At 30.9% G+C, this 20,361-nt stretch carries 18 protein-coding genes and 2 pseudogenes; 7 read left to right on the top strand and 13 right to left on the bottom strand.

What is annotated here, in order from left to right; translation table 11 throughout:
* Positions 1–3 precede the first annotated feature (3 nt).
* The 4 genes from BIV18_RS07320 to rlmD all read right to left on the bottom strand — a co-directional run bounded on the left by BIV18_RS07320 (position 4) and on the right by rlmD (position 3,977).
* The gene (locus BIV18_RS07320; protein WP_075659978.1) at positions 4–882 is read right to left on the bottom strand and encodes an ABC transporter ATP-binding protein; all 879 of its coding nucleotides are present in this window, start codon (positions 880–882) and stop codon (positions 4–6) included.
* Positions 879–1,208, bottom strand: a complete 330-nt coding sequence (locus tag BIV18_RS07315) for a GntR family transcriptional regulator (RefSeq protein WP_268875190.1) — start codon at positions 1,206–1,208, stop codon at positions 879–881. Before BIV18_RS07315 ends, BIV18_RS07320 begins: the two co-directional genes overlap by 4 nt.
* 235 nt (positions 1,209–1,443) lie before the next feature.
* Positions 1,444–2,061, bottom strand: coding sequence for an SAP domain-containing protein (locus BIV18_RS07310; protein WP_075659976.1), 618 nt, complete (start codon positions 2,059–2,061; stop codon positions 1,444–1,446).
* A gap of 308 nt (positions 2,062–2,369) precedes the next feature.
* Positions 2,370–3,977: a 23S rRNA (uracil(1939)-C(5))-methyltransferase RlmD gene (rlmD, locus tag BIV18_RS07305; protein ID WP_075659975.1), complete on the bottom strand. Its 1,608-nt coding sequence runs from the start codon at positions 3,975–3,977 to the stop codon at positions 2,370–2,372.
* A 183-nt stretch (positions 3,978–4,160) separates the two neighbouring features.
* Between rlmD and BIV18_RS07300 the strand changes: the two genes are divergently transcribed.
* From BIV18_RS07300 to BIV18_RS07280, 5 genes are all read left to right on the top strand, one after another.
* Entirely contained in the window at positions 4,161–5,201 is a 1,041-nt protein-coding gene (locus tag BIV18_RS07300) for a phosphate/phosphite/phosphonate ABC transporter substrate-binding protein (RefSeq protein ID WP_075659974.1), read from the top strand.
* A gap of 94 nt (positions 5,202–5,295) precedes the next feature.
* Entirely contained in the window at positions 5,296–6,060 is a 765-nt protein-coding gene (gene phnC / locus BIV18_RS07295) for a phosphonate ABC transporter ATP-binding protein (RefSeq protein ID WP_075659973.1), read from the top strand.
* Complete coding sequence (gene phnE / locus BIV18_RS07290) at positions 6,057–6,878, top strand: phosphonate ABC transporter, permease protein PhnE (RefSeq protein ID WP_075659972.1); 822 nt, start codon at positions 6,057–6,059, stop codon at positions 6,876–6,878. Before phnC ends, phnE (BIV18_RS07290) begins: the two co-directional genes overlap by 4 nt.
* Before the next feature lies 1 nt (position 6,879).
* Positions 6,880–7,692, top strand: coding sequence for a phosphonate ABC transporter, permease protein PhnE (gene phnE, locus BIV18_RS07285; protein WP_075659971.1), 813 nt, complete (start codon positions 6,880–6,882; stop codon positions 7,690–7,692).
* Positions 7,689–9,128 (top strand): bifunctional metallophosphatase/5'-nucleotidase, encoded by a 1,440-nt coding sequence (locus tag BIV18_RS07280; RefSeq protein ID WP_075659970.1) that lies wholly within the window; start codon positions 7,689–7,691, stop codon positions 9,126–9,128. Before phnE (BIV18_RS07285) ends, BIV18_RS07280 begins: the two co-directional genes overlap by 4 nt.
* Positions 9,129–9,403: 275 nt before the next feature.
* On the opposite strand, the gene BIV18_RS07275 is transcribed toward BIV18_RS07280, so the two are convergent.
* From BIV18_RS07275 to BIV18_RS07270, 3 genes and pseudogenes are all read right to left on the bottom strand, one after another.
* The gene (locus BIV18_RS07275) at positions 9,404–9,952 is read right to left on the bottom strand and encodes a cysteine hydrolase family protein (protein ID WP_075659969.1); all 549 of its coding nucleotides are present in this window, start codon (positions 9,950–9,952) and stop codon (positions 9,404–9,406) included.
* Between the two features lie 237 nt (positions 9,953–10,189).
* Positions 10,190–10,329 (bottom strand): annotated as a pseudogene (locus BIV18_RS11010) (transposase); the annotation flags it as partial.
* Between the two features lie 85 nt (positions 10,330–10,414).
* Complete coding sequence (locus BIV18_RS07270; RefSeq protein ID WP_083635554.1) at positions 10,415–11,077, bottom strand: S-layer homology domain-containing protein; 663 nt, start codon at positions 11,075–11,077, stop codon at positions 10,415–10,417.
* 464 nt (positions 11,078–11,541) lie between these two features.
* Here BIV18_RS07270 and BIV18_RS07265 point away from each other — a divergent pair, with 464 nt between their 5' ends.
* Positions 11,542–12,060, top strand: coding sequence for a nitroreductase family protein (locus BIV18_RS07265; RefSeq protein WP_075659968.1), 519 nt, complete (start codon positions 11,542–11,544; stop codon positions 12,058–12,060).
* Between the two features lie 192 nt (positions 12,061–12,252).
* Here BIV18_RS07265 and BIV18_RS07260 read toward each other — a convergent pair.
* Positions 12,253–13,268: pseudogene (locus tag BIV18_RS07260) on the bottom strand (IS256 family transposase).
* A gap of 573 nt (positions 13,269–13,841) precedes the next feature.
* Here BIV18_RS07260 and BIV18_RS07255 point away from each other — a divergent pair.
* Entirely contained in the window at positions 13,842–14,264 is a 423-nt protein-coding gene (locus tag BIV18_RS07255; RefSeq protein WP_075659967.1) for a hypothetical protein, read from the top strand.
* A 183-nt stretch (positions 14,265–14,447) separates the two neighbouring features.
* Here BIV18_RS07255 and BIV18_RS07250 read toward each other — a convergent pair whose 3' ends face one another.
* From BIV18_RS07250 to clpX, 5 genes are all read right to left on the bottom strand, one after another.
* Positions 14,448–15,047, bottom strand: a complete 600-nt coding sequence (locus tag BIV18_RS07250) for a transposase (protein WP_075659966.1) — start codon at positions 15,045–15,047, stop codon at positions 14,448–14,450.
* 156 nt (positions 15,048–15,203) lie between these two features.
* The gene (locus BIV18_RS07245) at positions 15,204–16,067 is read right to left on the bottom strand and encodes a DUF1002 domain-containing protein (RefSeq protein ID WP_075659965.1); all 864 of its coding nucleotides are present in this window, start codon (positions 16,065–16,067) and stop codon (positions 15,204–15,206) included.
* Between the two features lie 112 nt (positions 16,068–16,179).
* On the bottom strand, positions 16,180–16,779 hold the full coding sequence (gene yihA, locus BIV18_RS07240; RefSeq protein ID WP_075659964.1) for a ribosome biogenesis GTP-binding protein YihA/YsxC: 600 nt from the start codon (positions 16,777–16,779) through the stop codon (positions 16,180–16,182).
* Positions 16,766–19,099 (bottom strand): endopeptidase La, encoded by a 2,334-nt coding sequence (gene lon, locus BIV18_RS07235; protein WP_075659963.1) that lies wholly within the window; start codon positions 19,097–19,099, stop codon positions 16,766–16,768. Before lon ends, yihA begins: the two co-directional genes overlap by 14 nt.
* A 44-nt stretch (positions 19,100–19,143) precedes the next feature.
* Complete coding sequence (gene clpX, locus BIV18_RS07230) at positions 19,144–20,361, bottom strand: ATP-dependent Clp protease ATP-binding subunit ClpX (protein ID WP_075659962.1); 1,218 nt, start codon at positions 20,359–20,361, stop codon at positions 19,144–19,146.

The following is a 20,361-nucleotide window of genomic DNA, read 5'->3' as shown; positions in this document are numbered from 1 at the left end:
TTATTAGTCCTCCTTCCATGTTAATATTAATAACATTTCATCAAAATTTGGTTTATTCACAACAAATTCTTTATACTTATTCTTTATCTTCGATATATCTTTTACTAAAATATCTACCCTTCCAAATTCCTTCCTGTATGAAATGATGTCCGTTTTTTCCACTTTTTCTAAATCCGTATCATTACAACGAAGTATCCCATAATTATATAATAATTCGTCCTTTTCCTCACTCAACACAACTCTACCATCGTCCATAAAAACTATATAGTCAGCTATTTTTTCCAAATCTGTTGTAATGTGTGATGATATATAAACCGAGTGTTCTGGATTTTCTATGAATTCTAATAATATACATAAGATTTCATCTCTACTTACTGGATCTAAACCTGAAGTAATCTCATCTAATATGAGAAGTTTTGTTTCGTGAGACAATGCTATAGCCAACGATAACTTTTTTTTCATACCAAAAGAAAATTGTTTAGTCTTCTTGTCTATTGGTAAATTAAATCTATTCAAATAATTTTTAAAACTATCTTCTTCCCAATTACTATAATTAAATTTCATTACCTCATTTATCTCATTAGGTGTTAATAATAATGAATAGTTTGGGTCATCTAAAACAACACCTATGTGTTTTTTAATATCTATTTGATTACAATATTCAGTACCAAATATCTCTACTTTTCCCTCATCTTTTTGAAACATTCCAAGTATACAAGAAATAGTAGTACTTTTCCCCGCTCCATTTCTTCCTATATTTCCTACAATAGATCCATAAGGTACTTCAATATTTATATTTTTCAAAGAAAAATCATTTGTTTTATTCTTTTTATTTAATCCAGATACCCTTAATGCTAAATTATTTTCATATGAATCCATCATTGCCCCTCCTCATATATCTTTTTTATTAAATCTATCAAATCATCTATTGAAATAGAACTTGATTGTATGCTCTTGACAATTTTCTTTGCTAAATCTTCCACTTCTTTATATGTTTCTATTTTTTGTAATTCAATATTTCTTGCTGATATAAAACTGCCTTTGCCATGAATAGTTTCAATAAATCCATCTTTTTGTAAATTTTCATAAGCTTTTTGAACTGTAATTACAGCTACCTTAAGATTTCTAGCCAATACTCTCATAGATGGTATAGAATCTCCAGTTTTCAAATCTCCAATCATAATTTGTTTTTTTATCTGATTTTCGATTTGTTCATAAATCGGTTCGCTAGAATCGGTATTTATTATAATATTGATATTGCACCTCCTGTTTCAGAAGTGTACTTATGTGTACTTATCGTTTTAATAATACCACCAATAAAAATTTTTTTCAACCCCCTTAATTTCCTAATTTTTAATATAAAAAAAGACGATAGAGTTTTTAATTTCTATCGCCTAACATCTATCTGTATTAATTTTTTTCATTCAAAAAAATAGTTTCTGTTTACTTGTGATAGTCTTCTATTTTATCCTCATATTTTTTTATAAGTTCTCGTGAATAAACTTTTTTGTTTTTTGAATCTCTGACTTCTTTCCAAAGAATTGCAGCTACTTGTATTTTATTAGAGTAGTTACAACTATTTTCGTCTGCACAAAAATCCTTTAAAAATTGATTCCATTGACAAACCGAATTATCATACTTAGCATAATCTGATTTTCCATAATAAACTTTGAGCATATCTTGAATTGTAAAACTCAAATCATTTTGTCTTTTTACTTTTCTCCAAGCCGTTGCCATATCTGCAGTAAATTTAAAAGGCAAAACACCTGTTACAACAGAAAAATATTCTCTGAATTTTGAATTAAAGGAAAATCCACACTCAAGTAAAGGCATATCTAAAGTAATATAATCAACTTGTTTCTTTATGTTTTTTATTGATGACTTTTTAATCACATCACCCTTAAAGTACTGCTCAATAATATAAGTGAGTTCTTGTTTTGTACCTCTGTATTCTAATCCTAATGACTTGCATATCTGTGAAAGTTCTTCATGATACCAATAGTATTTATTAAACTCATCAAACGATGTGATTTTATCAAACTTAGGTCTACTTTCTATCATTGTTTTATCCTTTCGAAAAGATATAAATATATGAATAGGCTACTCCAATTTATCTATTTCATTATTTTCATAACACTTGAACATGACTTGCTTCTTCATAATTAAGTGCTTCCTTCAAATCTTTAAAATACAGTTTTTGTTGGTTTATTAAATATAGTCCTACAAAAGGTTTAAATATAAAAATGATCCTATCAATCTTTATATTGAGCCTATTTTCTAATTGATACCTTGCAAGAAAGGAATAATAGCTCTTCCTATACCGAGCATGAATGTCTTAAATGCTGAGAGTCATAGGCAGTCATTCCTTTCTATTCAATCATTTTGAAGTGTCTCAAGGCATCCATGATGGCTTCTTCTTTTTCAGGTGTACACTGTGGAATAATTTGTTTCTCCTTTTTAGACTTATTGTAATGTTCTCGTAATTCTATTCCACATTTCTTTTTTATCTGTGCAATATATAATGTCGAAACTTTTAATTCAAATTTATTCCAAACATATTCTTTGATTTGAGCATATGTTGCCTTACTTTCAGCACTTGTCAAATCAAGCTCATCCAGCTCAATTTCAATATTTATATGCTTATTGACATCCAGTTTGGACAAAAGCGCTACCGTCTCCACATGAGAAGTTTTTGGGAATTGGTCGACTATTTCTAATTCCTTTATTTCGTATCCTCTTTCCATAAATACTCCTATATCACGTACTAATGTAACTGGGTTGCAGGATATATATAGAAATTTTTTTGGTGCAAAGTCAATTATTTTTTCTATTGCCTTTGGATTTATTCCCTCTCTTGGCGGATCTAAGACTATTAAATCTGGATTTTTTTCTAAATCATCTAAGACTTTTAAGACGTCTGATGCTATAAATTCTACATTGTCGATTTTATTTAAGACTGCATTTTCTCTTGCTGCCTCTACTGCTTCTTCCACAATTTCTACTCCAATTACTTTTTTTGCAGATTCTGCTAAAACTTGTGTAATGGTGCCTGTGCCTGAATATAGGTCGAAGACTAATTTGTCTTTTGTGTCAATTTTTTTTCGTGCCCTTTTGTATAAAACTTCTGCTGATTTTGTATTTGTTTGAAAAAATGAGAAGGGACTTATTTTAAATTTTAGTCCAAGAACTTCTTCTACAATGTAATCCTTGCCATAGATTAAATTTATCTCTTCTGGCACAATTGCGTCAGATAAGGCGTCATTTTTTACATGGAAAATGCTCACGATTTCTCCATCAAGCTCTAATTCAAGTAAAAATTTTATGAAAGCTTCTTTGTCTAACTCACTTTGCGTTGATGTGGAAAGTAAAACCATTATCTCGCCAGTTTTTGTAGCCTTTCTTATTAAAAGATGTCGCAAAAATCCTTCGTGTTTCCTTCTGTTGTAATGGGCTTCGCCTATTTTTTCAAAATAATTTCTAACTTCACTTCTAATTGTATTAAAGTCTGCATCTACAATATTGCACTCAGTTGTGTTTATTATTTCGTGAAATCTATTTTTTACATGAAGTCCAAGGGCGAGAGGTCCTCCTTTGTACTCATCGCCAAAGGTATATTCCATTTTGTTTCTGTAAAATTTATGTACTGGAGATGGGATTATTTCCAGTTCTCTTTCTATTCCCTTTTCTTTAAAGAGTTTTTCTACCAAACCTTTTTTATATTCTAGCTCATCTTCATATTTTAGCGTTTGATAAGTGCAGCCGCCGCATTTTTCAAAGTGAGGACATGGAGTTCCCTTTTCTATTTCAGATTTTTCAATTACATTTAATAATTTTGCTTTTTTAGATCTTTTGCCTTTTTGTTTAATTTCAACTCTTTGCCCAACTATTCCCCCCTTAAATTCATATTTTCTTCCTTCAAATTTTGCCCTAGATACATTTGGGAATCTTGACTCTTCTACTTTAACAATTATGCTCATTTCCTCACTCCTTAAAAAAATTATATCAAATTATGTATTTCTCCTCAATTTAATAAGTTAAAATAATTTTCATAATATTTTTTATTTTTTATGCTACTTTAATATTTATTTTTCCTTTTTTTGGTATAATAAATTTGATAGAATTTTACTAATGGCTATCCATTAAATTTACGGAGGTTTTATATGAAAAAAACGTGGTTAGTATTACTCCTTGTAATGTTAATGACTCTTACTGCTTGTGGTGGTAATAAAAAGGAAGAGGCAAAGGCTGAAGGAGACGCAAAGGCAATTGAAACTTTAAAAATTCAATTTGTTCCTTCTAGGGAACCTGAAGAAATTGTTACTCAAACTGAACCTTTAAAGGAAATCTTAAAGGCTAAACTTGCCGAAAAGGGTTACGATGTCAAAAATATTGATATAACAGTTGGTACAAATTATGAAGCTACTGGTGAGGCTTTAAGTGCAGGAAGTGTCGACATTGGATTTATTCCTGGTGGAACTTATGCAATCTATGACGATGGTGCTGAAGTTCTTCTTACTGCAACTAGAAATGGACTTTCTGTTGATTCTGATAATCCTAAGGACTGGAACGACAAAAAACCAACTGAGAAAGTTGAGGATCAAGTTAATTTCTACAGAGCTCTTATAATTGCTGGTCCTTCTGAAAAGGGTAAAGAACTTGCAGCTAAGGTAAACAATGGTGAAAATTTAACTTGGGAAGATCTTGCAAGTGCTAAATGGTCTGTAATGGGATCCTCTTCTTCTGCGGGTTACATCTATCCATACCTTTGGTTACAAAAAAATTATGAAAAGGGATTGACTGATCTTCCTTCAATTGTTCAAGCTGATTCTTATCCTTCTTCTATGGCTAGACTTGCTTCTGGTCAAGTTGATGTAATGGTTGGCTTTGCTGATGTCAGAATGGATAATGCTGAAAAATGGCAAAGTGAATTTAATAAAACTGCTTCCATCTGGGACGAAACGAATGTAATTGGCGTTACTGATAAAATTTACAACGACACAATTTCAGTTTCTAAAAACTCAGAAATTATGACTGACGACTTTAAAAAAGCTCTTTCTGATTCCTTCATTGAAATTGCAAACACTGACGAAGGTAAAAAGATCATTTCAATTTACAACCACGAAGGCTATCAAGTTGCAAAAGATTCTGATTACGATAGTGAAAGAGAAGCACAAAAACTTTTAAAAGATCTTAAAAACTAATGCATTGTATTTAATATAATTTTTATTACAAAGCTTTAAAGAATTAAAAATTAAGAAGGGGCTTCAATAGAAGCTCTTTTTTATGGGGAGTATTATGATTGAATTTAAAAATGTAGATAAAGTATATCCTGGTGGATTTAAGGCACTAAAAAATATTAATCTCACTATAAAAGATGGCGAATTTGTTGCCATAATAGGGCGAAGTGGAGCTGGTAAATCCACTCTTATTAGAACTATAAATAAAATGCACGACATAAATTCTGGAACTTTAACTGTGGATGGAGTTGATGTGAAAAGTTTAAAGGGAAGGGAACTTAGAAAATTCAGGAGAAATATCGGAATGATTTTCCAATCTTTTAACTTAGTTGAAAGAATTTCTGTTATAAAAAATGTAATGTCTTCCTTTGTCCCCGATTTAAACCCAGTTCAGTCAATTCTCGGCATTTATCCAAAAAAATGTAAGTTGAAGGCTTTAGAAGCTCTAGAACAAGTTGACATCTTGGAGAAAGCTTTTGAAAGGGCGGACAATTTATCTGGTGGTCAACAACAAAGAGTTGCTCTAGCGAGGACTCTTGTTCAAAATCCAAGCATTATATTAGCAGATGAACCTGTCGCCAGCCTTGACCCTGTAACTGCAAGACAAGTAATGGACTATTTCAAAAAGATTAATGAAAAACTCGGAATTACCATCCTTCTTAACATTCACCATGTTGAACTTGCCCTTGAATATGCCACAAAGGTTCTCGGCGTCCGAGATGGCGAAATAATTTATTATGGTCCAGCAAGGGATGTTGACGACAAAATTTTAAAATCTATTTATGGAGATTCCTTTGAGGAATTAAAAATGGAGGAAATATGAACCTCTACTATAAAATTTTTAAACCAAAAAAATATATTATGCCTTCAGGAAGGGAAGTTTATGAATATCCTGGATTTACTCTTCCAATAATTATTGTTCTAATATTGTTTACAATGGTATCTGTAAAAATCACTGGGTTTTCACTTAACATACTTGTGAAAAATACCCACAAACTTTTTACAATATTATCTCCAATGTTTAGGCCAAATTTTTCCTACTTCTCATCAGTTGTAGAACCACTATTAGATACTATAAAAATGTCCTTCCTCGGTTCTTTTTTAGGTGCAGTGGTGTCTGTTCCCTTTGCATTTTTGGCTGCACATAATATGGTGAAGAATAATATAATTAATTGGATTGTAAAATTACTATTTTCAGTACTTCGTACAATCCCAACACTTGTATCTGCACTTATAGCAACATATGTCTTTGGTCTTGGTGCCTTTGCAGGTACAGTTGCGATTTTTATTTTTTCCTTTTCCTATGTTGGAAAGTTAACTTATGAGCAAATCGAAACAGTTAATATGGGAGCCTTTGAGGCGATGATTTCCATGGGTTTTACAAGGACTATGGCTTTTTTCAAATCCATTGTTCCAGAAATTTTACCCTTCTATCTTTCAACAGCACTCTATAACTTTGAGGGAAATGTAAGATACGCTGCCATACTCGGTTATGTAGGCGCCGGCGGACTCGGACTTCTAATAAACGAAAACATTAACTGGAGAGATTACAACCGTGTGGGCATGATACTTTTAACACTACTTGTAACAGTATTTATTATCGAAAATGTCAGTGCACACTTTAGAAGAAAGTTGAATTAATATGTCAGAAAAAGTAATACAAAAACTAAAATCAGAACCGAAAAATCACGGCTACATTTTTTTAATAGTTGCCATAGTTTTGTTCATGGTAATTTGGTCCTCATCTGTAATTAATTTTGAATCTGCAACTGATGAAGGAATAAATGTTGCAAAAAATATTATAAAGGGAATTTTAAATCCCAATAAAGAAATGCTCTTTAGCTTGACAAAAAAGGGCGTACCCTACCTTTTATTAGAAACAATATGTATCGCTTTCTTAGGCACACTTGTGGGTTCAATAATTTCCATTCCTCTTAGCTTTTTAGCATCATCAAATATTGTTGCAGCACCAATCGCCTATGTAGTTAGACTCCTTATAATTTTAATAAGAACAATACCTTCCATAGTCTATGGTCTTATGTTTATTAGAGTTACAGGTCCTGGTCCCTTTGCAGGGCTTATGACTATGAGCTTCACCTCCATTGGCATGCTCACAAAATTATTTTCCGACAATATAATGAATTTAAATAAGTCCATATTAGAGTCCTTTTCCTCAATTGGAGCAACTACTTTCCAAAAAATCCGCTTTGGAATAATTCCTCAACTGTGGGCAAACTTTGCTTCCACTACAATTTATCGTTTCGACATAAATTTAAGAGATGCAGCAGTCTTAGGACTTGTCGGCGCAGGTGGAATTGGCTCTCCTCTCATGTTTGCAATAAATTCCTACAAATGGCGTGAAGTTGGTGCAATTTTATTAGGATTAATAATCCTAGTGTTATTTATAGAATTTTTCTCAACAAAAATTAGAGCAAAATTAGTAGGTGAAAAATGAAAATAAAAATAGTTCACACATCGGATTTACATGGATATTTTTTCCCCACAGATTACTTAGATAGAGAGAGAAAAGCTATTGGCTATCTCTCTCTTTTAAACAATATAAAAAAAGATGAGTTCACAATTTTAACTGATGGCGGCGACACTCTCCAAGGCTCATCCTTTGCATATTATGTAAAAGAATTTATGAACTCAGAAATTTTAGCAGATATGATGCAAAATGTAGATTACTACACTCTTGGCAACCATGATTTTAATTATGGCTACGATTATTTAAAAAATTACACAAAAAATATGCGTGGAAAATTACTTTGTGCCAATGTTATAGACAAAAGTGGCGAAATAAATTTAGCTAATTATGCAATAAAAGAAATTAAGGGATTTAAAATTGGCATAGTAGGAATTGTAACAGACTGGGTAAATCTTTGGGAAAGAAAAGAAAATTTAGAAAATTTTGAAATAAAAGATTCCTTTGAAACTGCAAAAGAAACTTTAAATAAATTAAAAGAAGAAAAAACAGATTTTAACATTTTAATTTATCATGGTGGCTACGAAATTGATTTAAAAACTGGCGAGAAGCTTTCCGATACCAATGAAAATGTAGGCGGGAAAATTGCAAAAAAACTGGACTATGATTTAATCTTAGCTGGACATCAACACATGGAACTATCTGGCAAGATAGAAAATACCTTTGCAATAGAAACTCCTGCAAATGGAACAAAAGCAGCTGTTATAGAAATAGACACAGAAGATAAAAAAATTTCAGCTTCCTTTATCAAACCAAAGCTAGAAGAAAATTATTTAATAAAAAAATATGAAAGCATTGAAGAAAAAGTTCAAGACTATTTAGACATGCCCATTGCAAAATTATCACGCGATTACCTTCCAGAAGACAAAATAAAAATGGCAACAGAAGGTTCCGCCTTAGCTGATTTAATAAATAAAATTCAAAGAGAATACACATCTTCAGATATTTCAATTACATCCTTTGCCAATGTAGTATCAGGCTTAAAGAAAAATTTAACTACAAGAGATGTTCTAAACACTTATAGATTTCCGAACACTGCAATTGTCCTTGAAATTGACGGCAAAACTCTTCGCAAGGCTCTTGAACAAAACTACACTTATATAGAGTACGATGGAGAATACAAAATTGCCAAAATATTTTTAGAGCCAAAGGAAGAACATTATAATTTCGACTTTTTCTATGGCATAAGCTTTGAATTAAATCTGAAAAAAGAAAGTGGAAACAAAATTGGAAAAATTTATTTTAAAAAAAGAGAAATAGAAGATGAAGATAAATTTTCTATTGTCATGAATAATTATAGAGCCACAGGTGCTGGCGGCTTTGACATGTATAAAAAATTAAAAGTATTAAAAAATTACGACAAAGAAATATCAGAAATACTTTTAAATTATTTTAGAAATTTATAATTAAAATACTTTAATTTAGTTTATTTTAAACTAAAAATAACTTTAAACCAATTGCAAAGAATATATTAAGTAGAAAATATCAGCTCAACCTAATAAGGAGAGCTGATACACAAAACTTTTCACAGAACCACGCAAAACTATTACAGACTCTTATACATCTTTTAATAATCAGAAAAAGCTTTCCTCCTAGTCTACGTTAAAATTTATTGGGGTGCTGCAATAGTTTTTTACACTTAATATTTCTAATTTATTTTTTGTATTCCATTTTTTATTTTTTAATCTAATATTAAATCTTCTGTTTTTATAACTTTACCATATAATGGAAATATTTCCTTTACTATAAATTCATGCTGTTTTTCTTTTGGTGCAGATATTGCATCTTCTATAAAGTATATATTGTAGTTTAGTTGATAGCCGTCTTTAGCCGATGTATCAATGCCTATATGTGTAGAAACTCCAGCAAATACAAGATTTTCTATACCATGACGTCTTAATTCCAAATCTAAATCAGTACCAAAAAATGCACTAAATCCTCTTTTTGTAACAATATAATCATTTTGTCTAATACTTAATCTATTATCAATTTGATCAAAACTTTCTTTTACATCTGATAGGGATCGTAATTTTTTATCTGCAGGTAAGATATCTTTATTGTCAATAAAAGCAGTTCTAACAAAAACTATAAACCCATTTTCCTCTCTAAACTTATTTATTAAGTGATTAGCCTTTTCAATAATCTGTATTGCCTTGTGGGGATTCAATTCAACAGCTGTTACTCCATTTTGTAAATCTATTAATATTAAAGCGCTTTTTGAAATATCCATTTTCATATCTCCTTTTAAAATAATTTGTAAATAAAAATAATTTATTGTTTATAATATAAAATTATACCTTTTTTTTACTTTAATTTTCAATTTAAAATAAAAATGAAGAAACTGTCAACTCCAAATTTTTGTGTAAAACTCATAGTACAAAGTTTTACTTATTTTTCTTACTACCTTTTTTAGAAATTAGAATATTTTAGCATACAAGAGAATAACTTTTGTATATTTTATATATTTTTAATGTTTATCTATTAGGATAGCTTCTATTAATCTGTTTGGTGATTTTATACTTAGAAAGACTCTGATTACTTTTCTCTTCTTCTAATTTCTTCATTTAATCTTTCTATTAACTTCCTACTCTTTAATCTTAAATGTGATTTGCAACTGATGTATATTTGTAATGATATGTTATATCTGCACGAGTTTTTTTCTTTTTGCAAAAAAATAAGACAGTCGCCTGCCTTATTCGTAGAGATCTCTGCTTCCAAATTTAATTTTACTATTATTTATAGCTTTTTTTTGTGGATAATTGTAATTAGAAATCATCGACCTAAAAAGTGTCGCCACTTCCGATCTCCTAATTGATCTTGTCGGATAGAAATTTCCATCAGAATAACCTCTAAGTATTCCTGCTTCGACTAAAGCACCAACATAACCTCTTGCCGACTCAGCAATCTTCCCTCTGTCTCCAAATTCATTAGTTGCACTTACCCTTTGTTGTAGCGAATAAACGTAACCGAGAATTTCTGCAACTTCTTCCCTTGTAATTTCCCTCTCTGGATTTAGCTTTCCCGTAGTTGGAACAATGTATCCTGCTTTTATGCCCTTAGCTACATCGCCATAATACCAGTCAGAAGTGCTTACATCAGAAAAGGTAACTGTATAAGTTTTATCATAGCCAATTAAATTATTAACTGCAGCATAAAACTCAACTCTCGTCATATTATCGTTAGGTTTAAATGTATTATCATTGTAACCCGACATTATTCCCTTGTCTGTTATAAAATCAATAGATGATTCCGCCCAATGACCTCTCGTGTCTCTAAAGGATTTTGCAAATACAGTGCTTGTTAAAATCAATGTTGTGGAGATAATGATCAATGAAGTCTTTTTAAAAATCTTCATTTTTATCACCTTCAATATTATTATAACTTAATAATGTCTTTTTGAAAGAGATTCTATTTTAAATTTCTGTTACAAAGAATATATATTGTAATATTATTGAAATATAAGCTAAATTTATACTTTATGTAGTGGCTATTAAAGAATTTGCGTTATTAAAATTATAAAATGAATTTTAAAATTTAATTAAAAATTTACAAAATAAAAGAGAACAGATTATGTAATTAGATAACTGTTCTCTAAGGGAAGAAAAAAGATGATGAAGTTTTCACTTCTCTTGTATTATACTTTACTTAATTATTTTTGTCAAGCTTTTGTGAAAATATTTTCAGAGAATATTTTTGTTTATTAAAGACATTTAGTATTGATATTTAGATGAATATTTTTAAAATTAAAAATTATTATGAATATATTTGCACAGATTACTTTATGTGCTTTTTATGGTAGAATGTAGTTGAGGTGATATTTTGTTAAAAGATATAATTTTAAAAAGACGAACAGTTAGAAAATATAAAGATAAAGAAATTGACAGAAAAAAATTGGAAGAACTTTTGATGTACGCATCCATGGGACCAAGCAACGGAAACTCTCATCCCGTTGAATTTATAATTGTCGACGACAAAGATAAAATAGAAGAATTATCTCAAATGGATTCCTTCGCAACTTTATATCTAAAAGAAGCTCCAACAATCGTAATAGTTATCGCAAACACAGAAATTTGCAAAACTTGGGTAGAAGAAGCTTCTCTTACAGCTGCTTATCTTCAGCTTTTACTTGAAGAAGAAGGAATTTCATCTTCATGGATCAATGTAAAAGAAGGTAACACTGCCGAAAAAATTTCTTACGAAGAATATTTTGCTGAAAACTTTGGCGTTAAAAAACCATATAGAGCACAATGTTTAATACCAATGGGATACAAAAAATCAGGCACAAAAAATCACGAAGAATTTGATATTTCTCCAAAAGTTCACTACAATAAATTTTAATTAAATCCGGTTTTCCGGATTTTTTTGTCAAGTCCATAATATTGTGTAAATTAATCTAGTACAATATTTATTTCTATCATTTGTCTTAATTTTCAAATAAATACTTAAAAGGTTCTGTCAAGGGGTAAAGCAAAGCGTACCTTGACAGGTTCTTTTTAGTATTTACAATCTTTTAAGGCAAATGATAAGTACCTAAAATTTAATGTAACTTTTTTGAGTAGTTATCCACTCCTCATTTATATCGATTAATATAGCTCCTATTAGCCTTATTGCTGATCTTTCATTAGGAAATATTCTTATTACTTTTTCTCGTCTTCTTATTTCCTCGTTTAATCTTTCTAGACTATTTGTTGTTCTTATCCTTGAGTGAATTTGTTCTTCGTTTAAGTAAGCAAAGGAATCTTCAAATCCTTCATCTAATGTTTCTAAGCTTTTTTGATATTTCTTATCCTCTTCATACTTATTAAATATTTCTTCTTTCATTTTTCTTGCTAAGTTTATATCCGTGATTTTAAATAGTGCTTTTAAATCTTCTCTGAATTCTTTAGTGTTTTTCTTTGGTGTTTTGTTTAATATATTTCGTATAAAATGAACTTGGCATCTTTGCCAACTTACGTTTAAGAAGCTTTCTTTTATAGCTGATACTAATCCTTTATGAGCATCTGATATTACCATTTTAAGCCCTATAAGCCTCTATTTATTAAATATTCAAAGAAGTTATTCCATGTTGTTAAACTCTTACTCTCGCTTAAACTTAGTCCTATTATTTCTCTTTTACCTTCTTCATTTATTCCTATTGCTATATGACATGCTTTTGATACTACTTTGTGATTTTCTATTACTTTTGATACTTTTCTTGTAGAGACTCCTTGGATGTACATTTCTAGCATACTAGCGATAAGGGCTTTTTCATTTCTTTGGTATCTTTCAAAAAGATCTGTTGAAAATTTGCCATCTCTTGTTCTAGGTACATTCAAGTTTAAAGTTCCTACTTGGGTAGTATAATCTCTTTGGTAATATCCATTTCTTTGGCTCCTTCTTTGTTCTCCTCTTTCATATTCTCCTACACCTATATATTGATCTCTTTGCATTTCCATTAGCTCATTAAAGACTTTAGTGAGTATATTCTTGCTCAATTCATCTTCTACTGATTCATTAATTATGTTTTGTATATCTTCTTGATTTAGCGTAAAATGTACTTGGGTCATATTTGTCCTCCTTTGTATGTTGTTTATTTAATATATTGTACCAAAAAGGGACTTATATGACCTTTTTACTTTTTACACAATTATATGGACTTTATCGTTTGAAAAAATAATAATTAATGTTATTATAGCAGTAGATAAATAAACATTTAAAAGATTTTTATGGAAGAGTAATTAGAAATGGGACAACAAGAGAATGTGAAGTATACTTGTATTGGGGTGGGACTGGCACATATAGTAATTGGAAATTTTCAAGTATAACTGTAGATAATGGACAGGCTTTAAATTATAAAAAAATTCGCAACCATAGGCTCAGGAAGTGTTAGAGTAAATCCGGCAAAAAAGATTGGTTCTGTAAAGATAGCAAATGTAAAAATCCCATATAATCAAAAAGAAGCTAGAGTTATAATAGAGGATTTAAAGGGATACAACCTAAAATCTGGTTGGCAATCCGCATATATGACTCCTGTATTAGCAAAAATAAATTAATTGAGTTGAATAAAATTTTATGAGATATGAAGAAAGTAAAAAAAGTTTAAAAGATTTGTTAATATAGGTGTAAAAACTCAAGATGAAATGATTAAATATTTAAAAAATAAGCTAGATGTAGTAGAGGTTAGTTTTGAAAATTTTACTAAAGCTTATTATGAATGTATAGTTTTTAATATTTCTCAATGTAAAAATATAAAAGAAGAAGATATGCAATTTAAACTTTTTACAATTTTAGAAAATGATAAAAGTAAAGCCTATTATGACGATATAGAAACTAGAAATGCAAAAGATGTACATGTTATTTTTGAAAGAAAATCAGGTATAATAACATCTAGCAGTGGGTTATTATCAGTAGAATTGGATTTATTTAAAGGAGTTTCTGAGGAAGAATATTATAACGAAGGTATAGTTTTTAGACAGTTGATTGCAGACTTAGAAATTGAATATGAAAGAAAAAATCCATATATTTTTGAAGAAGTTTTAAAAGTAAATTTTAAAGATTTATAAAATATTATTGGCTCTATGTCAAATATTGGGGAGACTCGTTAATTCGAGTCTCTCTTTCCATTAAAAAATCAATACTTAGGCGCTATTAGAATATCAAAACTAAAATAACTAAAAAATTACTAAAAATAGGTATAGCAAACAAAACCCCTAGGAGTTTTGCAAAATTTTCCCGTTTTCATATCATTACTTACAAGCAAACATGATTCTCTTCCTAAACAAATTGAAATTTTTCATACCAAAACAATTTCTTTTTAAAGTCTTTATCTTAGTATGAGTACCTTCAAGTGGACCATTAGACCAAGGATAATCAAAAGAATTACATATCTCATCAAACCAGTTATTAAAAGCAGTGATACAAGATTTAAATTCTTTTAAATCAGATTCTTCAGCTCTTCTTATCCATTCCCTTAAAGATTTAGATGCTCTAACTCTATTGGGTTGACTTAGAACATATTGGTAAAACAGTTCCTTTAACCTATATGCTAACTTCAAATCGTTGTTTAAATCAAGCATTAAAGTAACTTCCTTAGCCTGTTCAGAAGTTAACTTAGCAGCAGGCTTCGTGAGTAAACTTTTACTTCTTTTAAAATATTTCCTAAGTTTAGTAGGAAGGTTTTTTTGAATTCTATGATCCTGAACCCAAATCTTTGTAGAACCACAGTGAGGACAAGTATCCATCTTTGTAACAGAAGCATGAATGTGAACAAATTCCTTATCCTCACAAAAACTATCAAAAATTACATCTTTAAAACCCAACAAATTAGTGTTATTATTATTTTGCACTTATATGCACCTCCTAACAAAGTTTGTTGTTATTTTAAGTTTAGGACTAAATGCGTATAAGTGCAATTTTTTTACATAAAAATATCTGTTAGAGATTTTACTCCCCAACAGATATTATAGAGCCAAAAAAATTCACCCTAAGGTGAACTTTCTTAATTATTTAAAAAGTGAAACTATAAAGTCGATAAACTTTTCTAAAAAGTTTTTTGTATTTTCTACAGCCTTTTCTCCTTCGGGGGAATTTAAAAATTTTGAAGCCTTATCCTTGTATTTTACTGCAGTGTCAGCAACTCTATTCCAGTCCACATCGGCATTTTTCATATTGTTAAATAGATTTACAAGTTTGTCCTCTTGATTTTTGGTCAAGTTAATATCGTATTTATTAGCTACATTTTCAATTAAAATTCTAACTTCTTTTTCGTCCTTTGGCATATTTTTTGCCATTGCGTCTTTTACTTCGTATATAATATCGTTAGTCTTATTATCGCCAAGTTCTTCAGAAAGTTTACTTTGCACAACTAATTCTTCATTTGCAACTTTTTTCAAATCTTCAGGAAGTTTCTTGCCAGTATTTTCTTCATAGGATTTTAAAATTCCAGTAAGTGCTGCTGTTCCGCTAACTTTTCCTGGTGCAGTTACATAAATATCTGCATCTTCAATTCCTACTGTATTAAGTGCATTTAAAAATGCAGCTTCACTTACAATGCGAATATTGTCTGAAAGCTCAATGTTTATTCCACTACCTGCTTTTTTATATTTTACAATTGCAGAAGAAATAGCCTTGTTCCCAATTTCCTTTGAGGAAAGCACGTCCCCTAAATATTTGTATTCTTCCTTATTTGTAACTTCGATAATCTTTGCATTTTCGTCAGCCTTCATCTCACGAAGCATTTCACTTTTTTGAGTCTCGCTTAAATCAGCTCCGAGAGTTACTATCTCTTTATCTGATTTTGCAAAAACTGCAGTTGGAAGCATTAGTAAAGAAAGTCCCACTATAATTATTTTATTCCTAATTTTCATAATCTCCTCCACTTGTTACATCTTAGCATAGGTATATGATTAATATTTAAAATTTATGTGAAAGTTTAATTTTTTATTATAATACAAATAGGAAGCCAACTAAGTTCGCCCTTTATTTGTCTTCGTGAAACTTCATCATGTCTTCAAATATAAACCACATGTCCTTTACTTCTTTTTTCTCTGATGAGGAGAAAGGTATTATATTTTCCCTATGTTCAACTCCAAGTTTTTTGGAAATAAGAGATATTTGTTTATCTACTTGTGATCTTTTTAGTTTATCTTTTTTCGTTGCAATGACTATTCCAGAAAATCCTGAATGAATAATGTAGTCATACATTTGCTTATCTAAATTTGTAGGTTCATGTCTAATGTCTACAAGTAGAATTGTCTCCAAAAGATTTTCTCTATTTTCTAAATATCTATTGATTATTCCTGCCCACTTTTCTTTTTCTGTCTTTGCAACTTTTGCGTAGCCATAACCTGGCAGGTCAACAAGGCGAAGTGCTTCATTTACTTTGTAAAAATTAATTGTCCTAGTTTTTCCCGGTGTGGAAGATGTCCTCGCAAGATTTTTTCTGTTCAACATTGCGTTTATAAAGGAGGATTTTCCTACATTAGATCTTCCTGCAAAGGCAAATTCTGGAAGATTTGAAATTGGATATTGTTTTTCTAAAACGGCAACTTTTTCTAATTCTGCTTTACTTATCTTCACTAAAATCACCTATTGCAATTTCTGCAACTTCTTTAAAAGTTGAAACAGTTTTTATATTAAGTCTTTCTACTGCTGCTTCTTCGATTTCTCTTAGATCTCTCTTGTTCTCAGATGGAATTATTACTGTATTAACGCCATATCTTTCCGCTGCCAAAAGTTTTTCTTTTAGACCACCTATTGGAAGGACTTTGCCACGAAGTGTAATTTCTCCAGTCATGGCGACATCACTTCTAACAGGTCTTTTTGTTAGTGCAGATAAAACTGATGTGGCAATAGTAATTCCTGCTGAAGGTCCATCCTTTGGTACTGCTCCTTCTGGCACGTGAATGTGAATGTCCTTTTCACTTCTAAATTTTGGATCAAGTTTAAATTCCTCTGCATTAGATGCAATGTGTGAAATGGCAGCAATAGCAGATTCTTTCATTACATCGCCAAGAGAACCTGTGAGAGTTAGATTGCCCTTGCCTGGCATTACTGTAGCCTCTATTACAAGAGTAGTCCCTCCTACTTCTGTCCATGCAAGTCCGTTTACTGAACCCACTTCAGAATTTTTTTCTCTTTCATTTATTAAATAAATTTTTTCTCCGAGAAAATCCGAAATATTTTTCGTAGATACTGATACTTTTTCTAAGTTTTCTTCCACAATTTTCAGTGCGGCTTTTCTCACGATTTTTGAAATTTGTTTTTCAAGACCTCTAACTCCAGATTCACGAGTGTAATAATCAATTATGTCCTTTAACGCCCTTTCAGAAATATTTATATTTTCTTTCTTTAAGCCATTTTCAGAAATTTGTTTTGAAACTAAATATTTTTTTGCAATATTTAATTTTTCATTTGGAGTATAGCCGCCTATTTCAATTAATTCCATTCTATCGAGAAGCGGCCTCGGGATAGTCTGAGTTGTATTTGCCGTTGCGATAAAAAATACATTAGATAGGTCAAAGGGAAGTTCCATATATCTATCTGTAAAAGTATTGTTTTGCTCTGGATCAAGGACTTCTAAGAGTGCAGATGCAGGATCACCCTTAAAGTCATTGCCAATTTTATCTATCTCGTCAAATAGAAATACTGGATCATTTTTGCCAGCTTTTTTCATCAAACTTATAATTCGACCTGGGAGTGCTCCAATATAAGTTCTTCTGTGCCCTCTAATTTCTGCTTCGTCAGTGATCCCCCCAAGACTCATGCGAACAAATTCTTTATTAAGCGATTTTGCAATGGACTGTGCAATAGAAGTCTTTCCAACTCCAGGAGGTCCTACAAGGCAAAGTATTGGCCCTCTGCTTTTGTCGCCGGATAAAATCCTAACTGCGATAAATTCTAAAATTCTCTCTTTTACATTTTCAAGTCCATAGTGCTCATCGTTTAAAACTTTCCTAGCATCACTTAATTTTACTTTTTCTCCCCCACCTTCCATCCAAGGCAGATCTAAAATCCAGTCCAGATAATTTATTAATATTGAATAATCAGGCGACTGCGAATTTAAGTTGCGAAGTTTCTTTAATTCACTAAGGGCTTTTTCCTTCACTTCTTCAGGAAGTTTTTTTTCTTCAATTTTTTTCTTATATACTTCAGTTAATTCTCCCTCGTCTTCGCTATCGCCAAGTTCTTTGTGAATTACACGAAGCTGTTCCTTTAGATAGTACTCCCTTTGGATTTCGTCCATTTTCTTTTTAACTTGATCGTTGATATTTTTTTCGATGGAAAGAATTTCAATTTCCTTTTTCATTATCTCGTGAAAAGCAACAAGTCTGTCGTAAATATCAGTGGTTTCAAGTAGTTTTTGATAATCTTCTAATTTGAAATTTAGATATCCTACTACTGTGTCAATAAATCTTGATGGATCATCTGTGTCTGCAATATTTGAAAGAATCCCTGGAAAGAATTTTTCATCGAGAGAGGCATAACTTTCTAAATCATTTAATGCAAGGCGAAGTGCTGCTTCAATTTTATCGTCTTCAGTGTAGTCAATTTCATCTTCTTCTAAAATTTCTATTTCCGCTTCTATAATTTCCTCTGTAATATCTAAACTAGATATTTTTGCTCTCTTTTCACCTTCAACTAAAACCCTTACAACTCCGCCAGGCAATTTTAAAATTTGTTTTATAGTAGCCACAGTCCCAATTTCAAAGAGATCCTCTCTCTTTGGATCTTCTACTTCTAATTCTCTTTGTGCCACCAAAAAAATTTTTGAATCTTGCATTTCCGACCTTTCAATTGCATTTACAGAAATTTTTCTGCCACAATCGAAATGCATGACCATGTGTGGAAAGATTACTAAATTTCGAAGAGGAATAAGTGGTAATTTAATTTTTTTCATTTTTCACCTTCTAAAAAAGCCGTGGCAACCACGGCTAAATATATTTATTTTTTTATTAATTCAGCAGATGCTGTACCTTCCACTGACTCTTTAGTTATTTTAACTGCTTTGATGTCATTTCTTGAAGGAATTTCGTACATCACATTCATAATTGTATCTTCGATAACCCCTCTTAATCCTCTGGCCCCTGCCTTTTTCTCTATTGCTTTTTTTGCAATATATTTTAGGGCTTCGTCGTCAAAAATTAATTCAACATCATCAAATTTTAGCAGCTCCTTGTATTGTTTTACAAGAGCATTCTTTGGCTTAGTCAAAATTTCAACTAGGGCATCTTCGTCTAATTCTTCAAGAGTAATAGTAACAGGAAGTCTGCCAATAAGTTCTGGTATAAGTCCAAACTTTAGCAAATCTTCAGTTTCTACTTTCTTTAAAATATTTTCTCTATTAGCTTCTTTGTCTATAAGTTCAGATCCGAAGCCCATGGACGATTTAGCAGTTCTGTTTTCTATGATTTTGTCAATTCCGTCAAAGGCACCACCAACTATGAATAAAATATCTGTGGTGTCAACTTGAATAAACTCTTGTGAAGGATGCTTTCTGCCACCTTGTGGTGGAACATTTGCAATTGTTCCTTCTATAATCTTCAAAAGTGCTTGCTGCACACCTTCTCCACTTACATCTCTTGTTATAGATACATTTTCAGATTTTCTGGCAATTTTATCTATCTCATCGATGTAAATAATTCCCTTTTCCGCCCTTTCAATGTCGTAATCGGCATTTTGAATTAATTTTAAAATAATATTTTCAACATCTTCACCAACATATCCAGCTTCAGTTAGAGTTGTGGCATCGGCAATTGCAAAGGGAACATTTAAAAGTCTAGCAAGAGTTTGTGCAAGTAAAGTCTTACCTGAACCCGTTGGTCCAATCATGAGAATATTGGACTTTTGAAGCTCAATATCTGGATTAACTTTTTTAGAAGAAGCTATTCTCTTATAGTGATTGTAAACTGCAACTGCAAGAGCACGCTTTGCATCCTCTTGCTTTATAACATACTGATCCAAAATCTTTTTGATTTCAGCAGGTTTTTTAAGTTCAAATTCTCTATCTATTGTATTTGAAATTTCTTCCTCTAAAATTAGATGACATCTCTCAATACATTCATCACAAATATTTACATTAGGTCCGGCGATTAATCTATTCACTTGGTTTTGCGTTTTGCCACAGAATGAACATCTCAATATTTCATCTGTACTTGACAT

This window comes from Peptoniphilus grossensis (assembly GCF_001940285.1).
Taxonomy (GTDB): domain Bacteria; phylum Bacillota; class Clostridia; order Tissierellales; family Peptoniphilaceae; genus Peptoniphilus_A; species Peptoniphilus_A faecalis.
This window is presented reverse-complemented; position numbering and strand designations above follow the sequence as displayed.

Excerpts from the sequence above, each read along its gene's own strand:
- BIV18_RS07320 (WP_075659978.1), bottom strand. The coding sequence starts at position 882 with ATGATGGATTCATATGAAAATAATTTAGCATTAAGGGTATCTGGATTA.
- lon (WP_075659963.1), bottom strand. The coding sequence starts at position 19,099 with ATGAAAAAAATTAAATTACCACTTATTCCTCTTCGAAATTTAGTAATC.
- BIV18_RS07310 (WP_075659976.1), bottom strand. The coding sequence starts at position 2,061 with ATGATAGAAAGTAGACCTAAGTTTGATAAAATCACATCGTTTGATGAG.
- BIV18_RS07275 (WP_075659969.1), bottom strand. The coding sequence starts at position 9,952 with ATGGATATTTCAAAAAGCGCTTTAATATTAATAGATTTACAAAATGGA.
- phnE (WP_075659972.1), top strand. The coding sequence starts at position 6,057 with ATGAACCTCTACTATAAAATTTTTAAACCAAAAAAATATATTATGCCT.
- clpX (WP_075659962.1), bottom strand. The coding sequence starts at position 20,361 with ATGTCAAGTACAGATGAAATATTGAGATGTTCATTCTGTGGCAAAACG.
- rlmD (WP_075659975.1), bottom strand. The coding sequence starts at position 3,977 with ATGAGCATAATTGTTAAAGTAGAAGAGTCAAGATTCCCAAATGTATCT.
- phnC (WP_075659973.1), top strand. The coding sequence starts at position 5,296 with ATGATTGAATTTAAAAATGTAGATAAAGTATATCCTGGTGGATTTAAG.
- BIV18_RS07270 (WP_083635554.1), bottom strand. The coding sequence starts at position 11,077 with ATGAAGATTTTTAAAAAGACTTCATTGATCATTATCTCCACAACATTG.
- BIV18_RS07245 (WP_075659965.1), bottom strand. The coding sequence starts at position 16,067 with ATGAAAATTAGGAATAAAATAATTATAGTGGGACTTTCTTTACTAATG.
- BIV18_RS07255 (WP_075659967.1), top strand. The coding sequence starts at position 13,842 with ATGATTAAATATTTAAAAAATAAGCTAGATGTAGTAGAGGTTAGTTTT.
- phnE (WP_075659971.1), top strand. The coding sequence starts at position 6,880 with ATGTCAGAAAAAGTAATACAAAAACTAAAATCAGAACCGAAAAATCAC.
- BIV18_RS07280 (WP_075659970.1), top strand. The coding sequence starts at position 7,689 with ATGAAAATAAAAATAGTTCACACATCGGATTTACATGGATATTTTTTC.
- BIV18_RS07300 (WP_075659974.1), top strand. The coding sequence starts at position 4,161 with ATGAAAAAAACGTGGTTAGTATTACTCCTTGTAATGTTAATGACTCTT.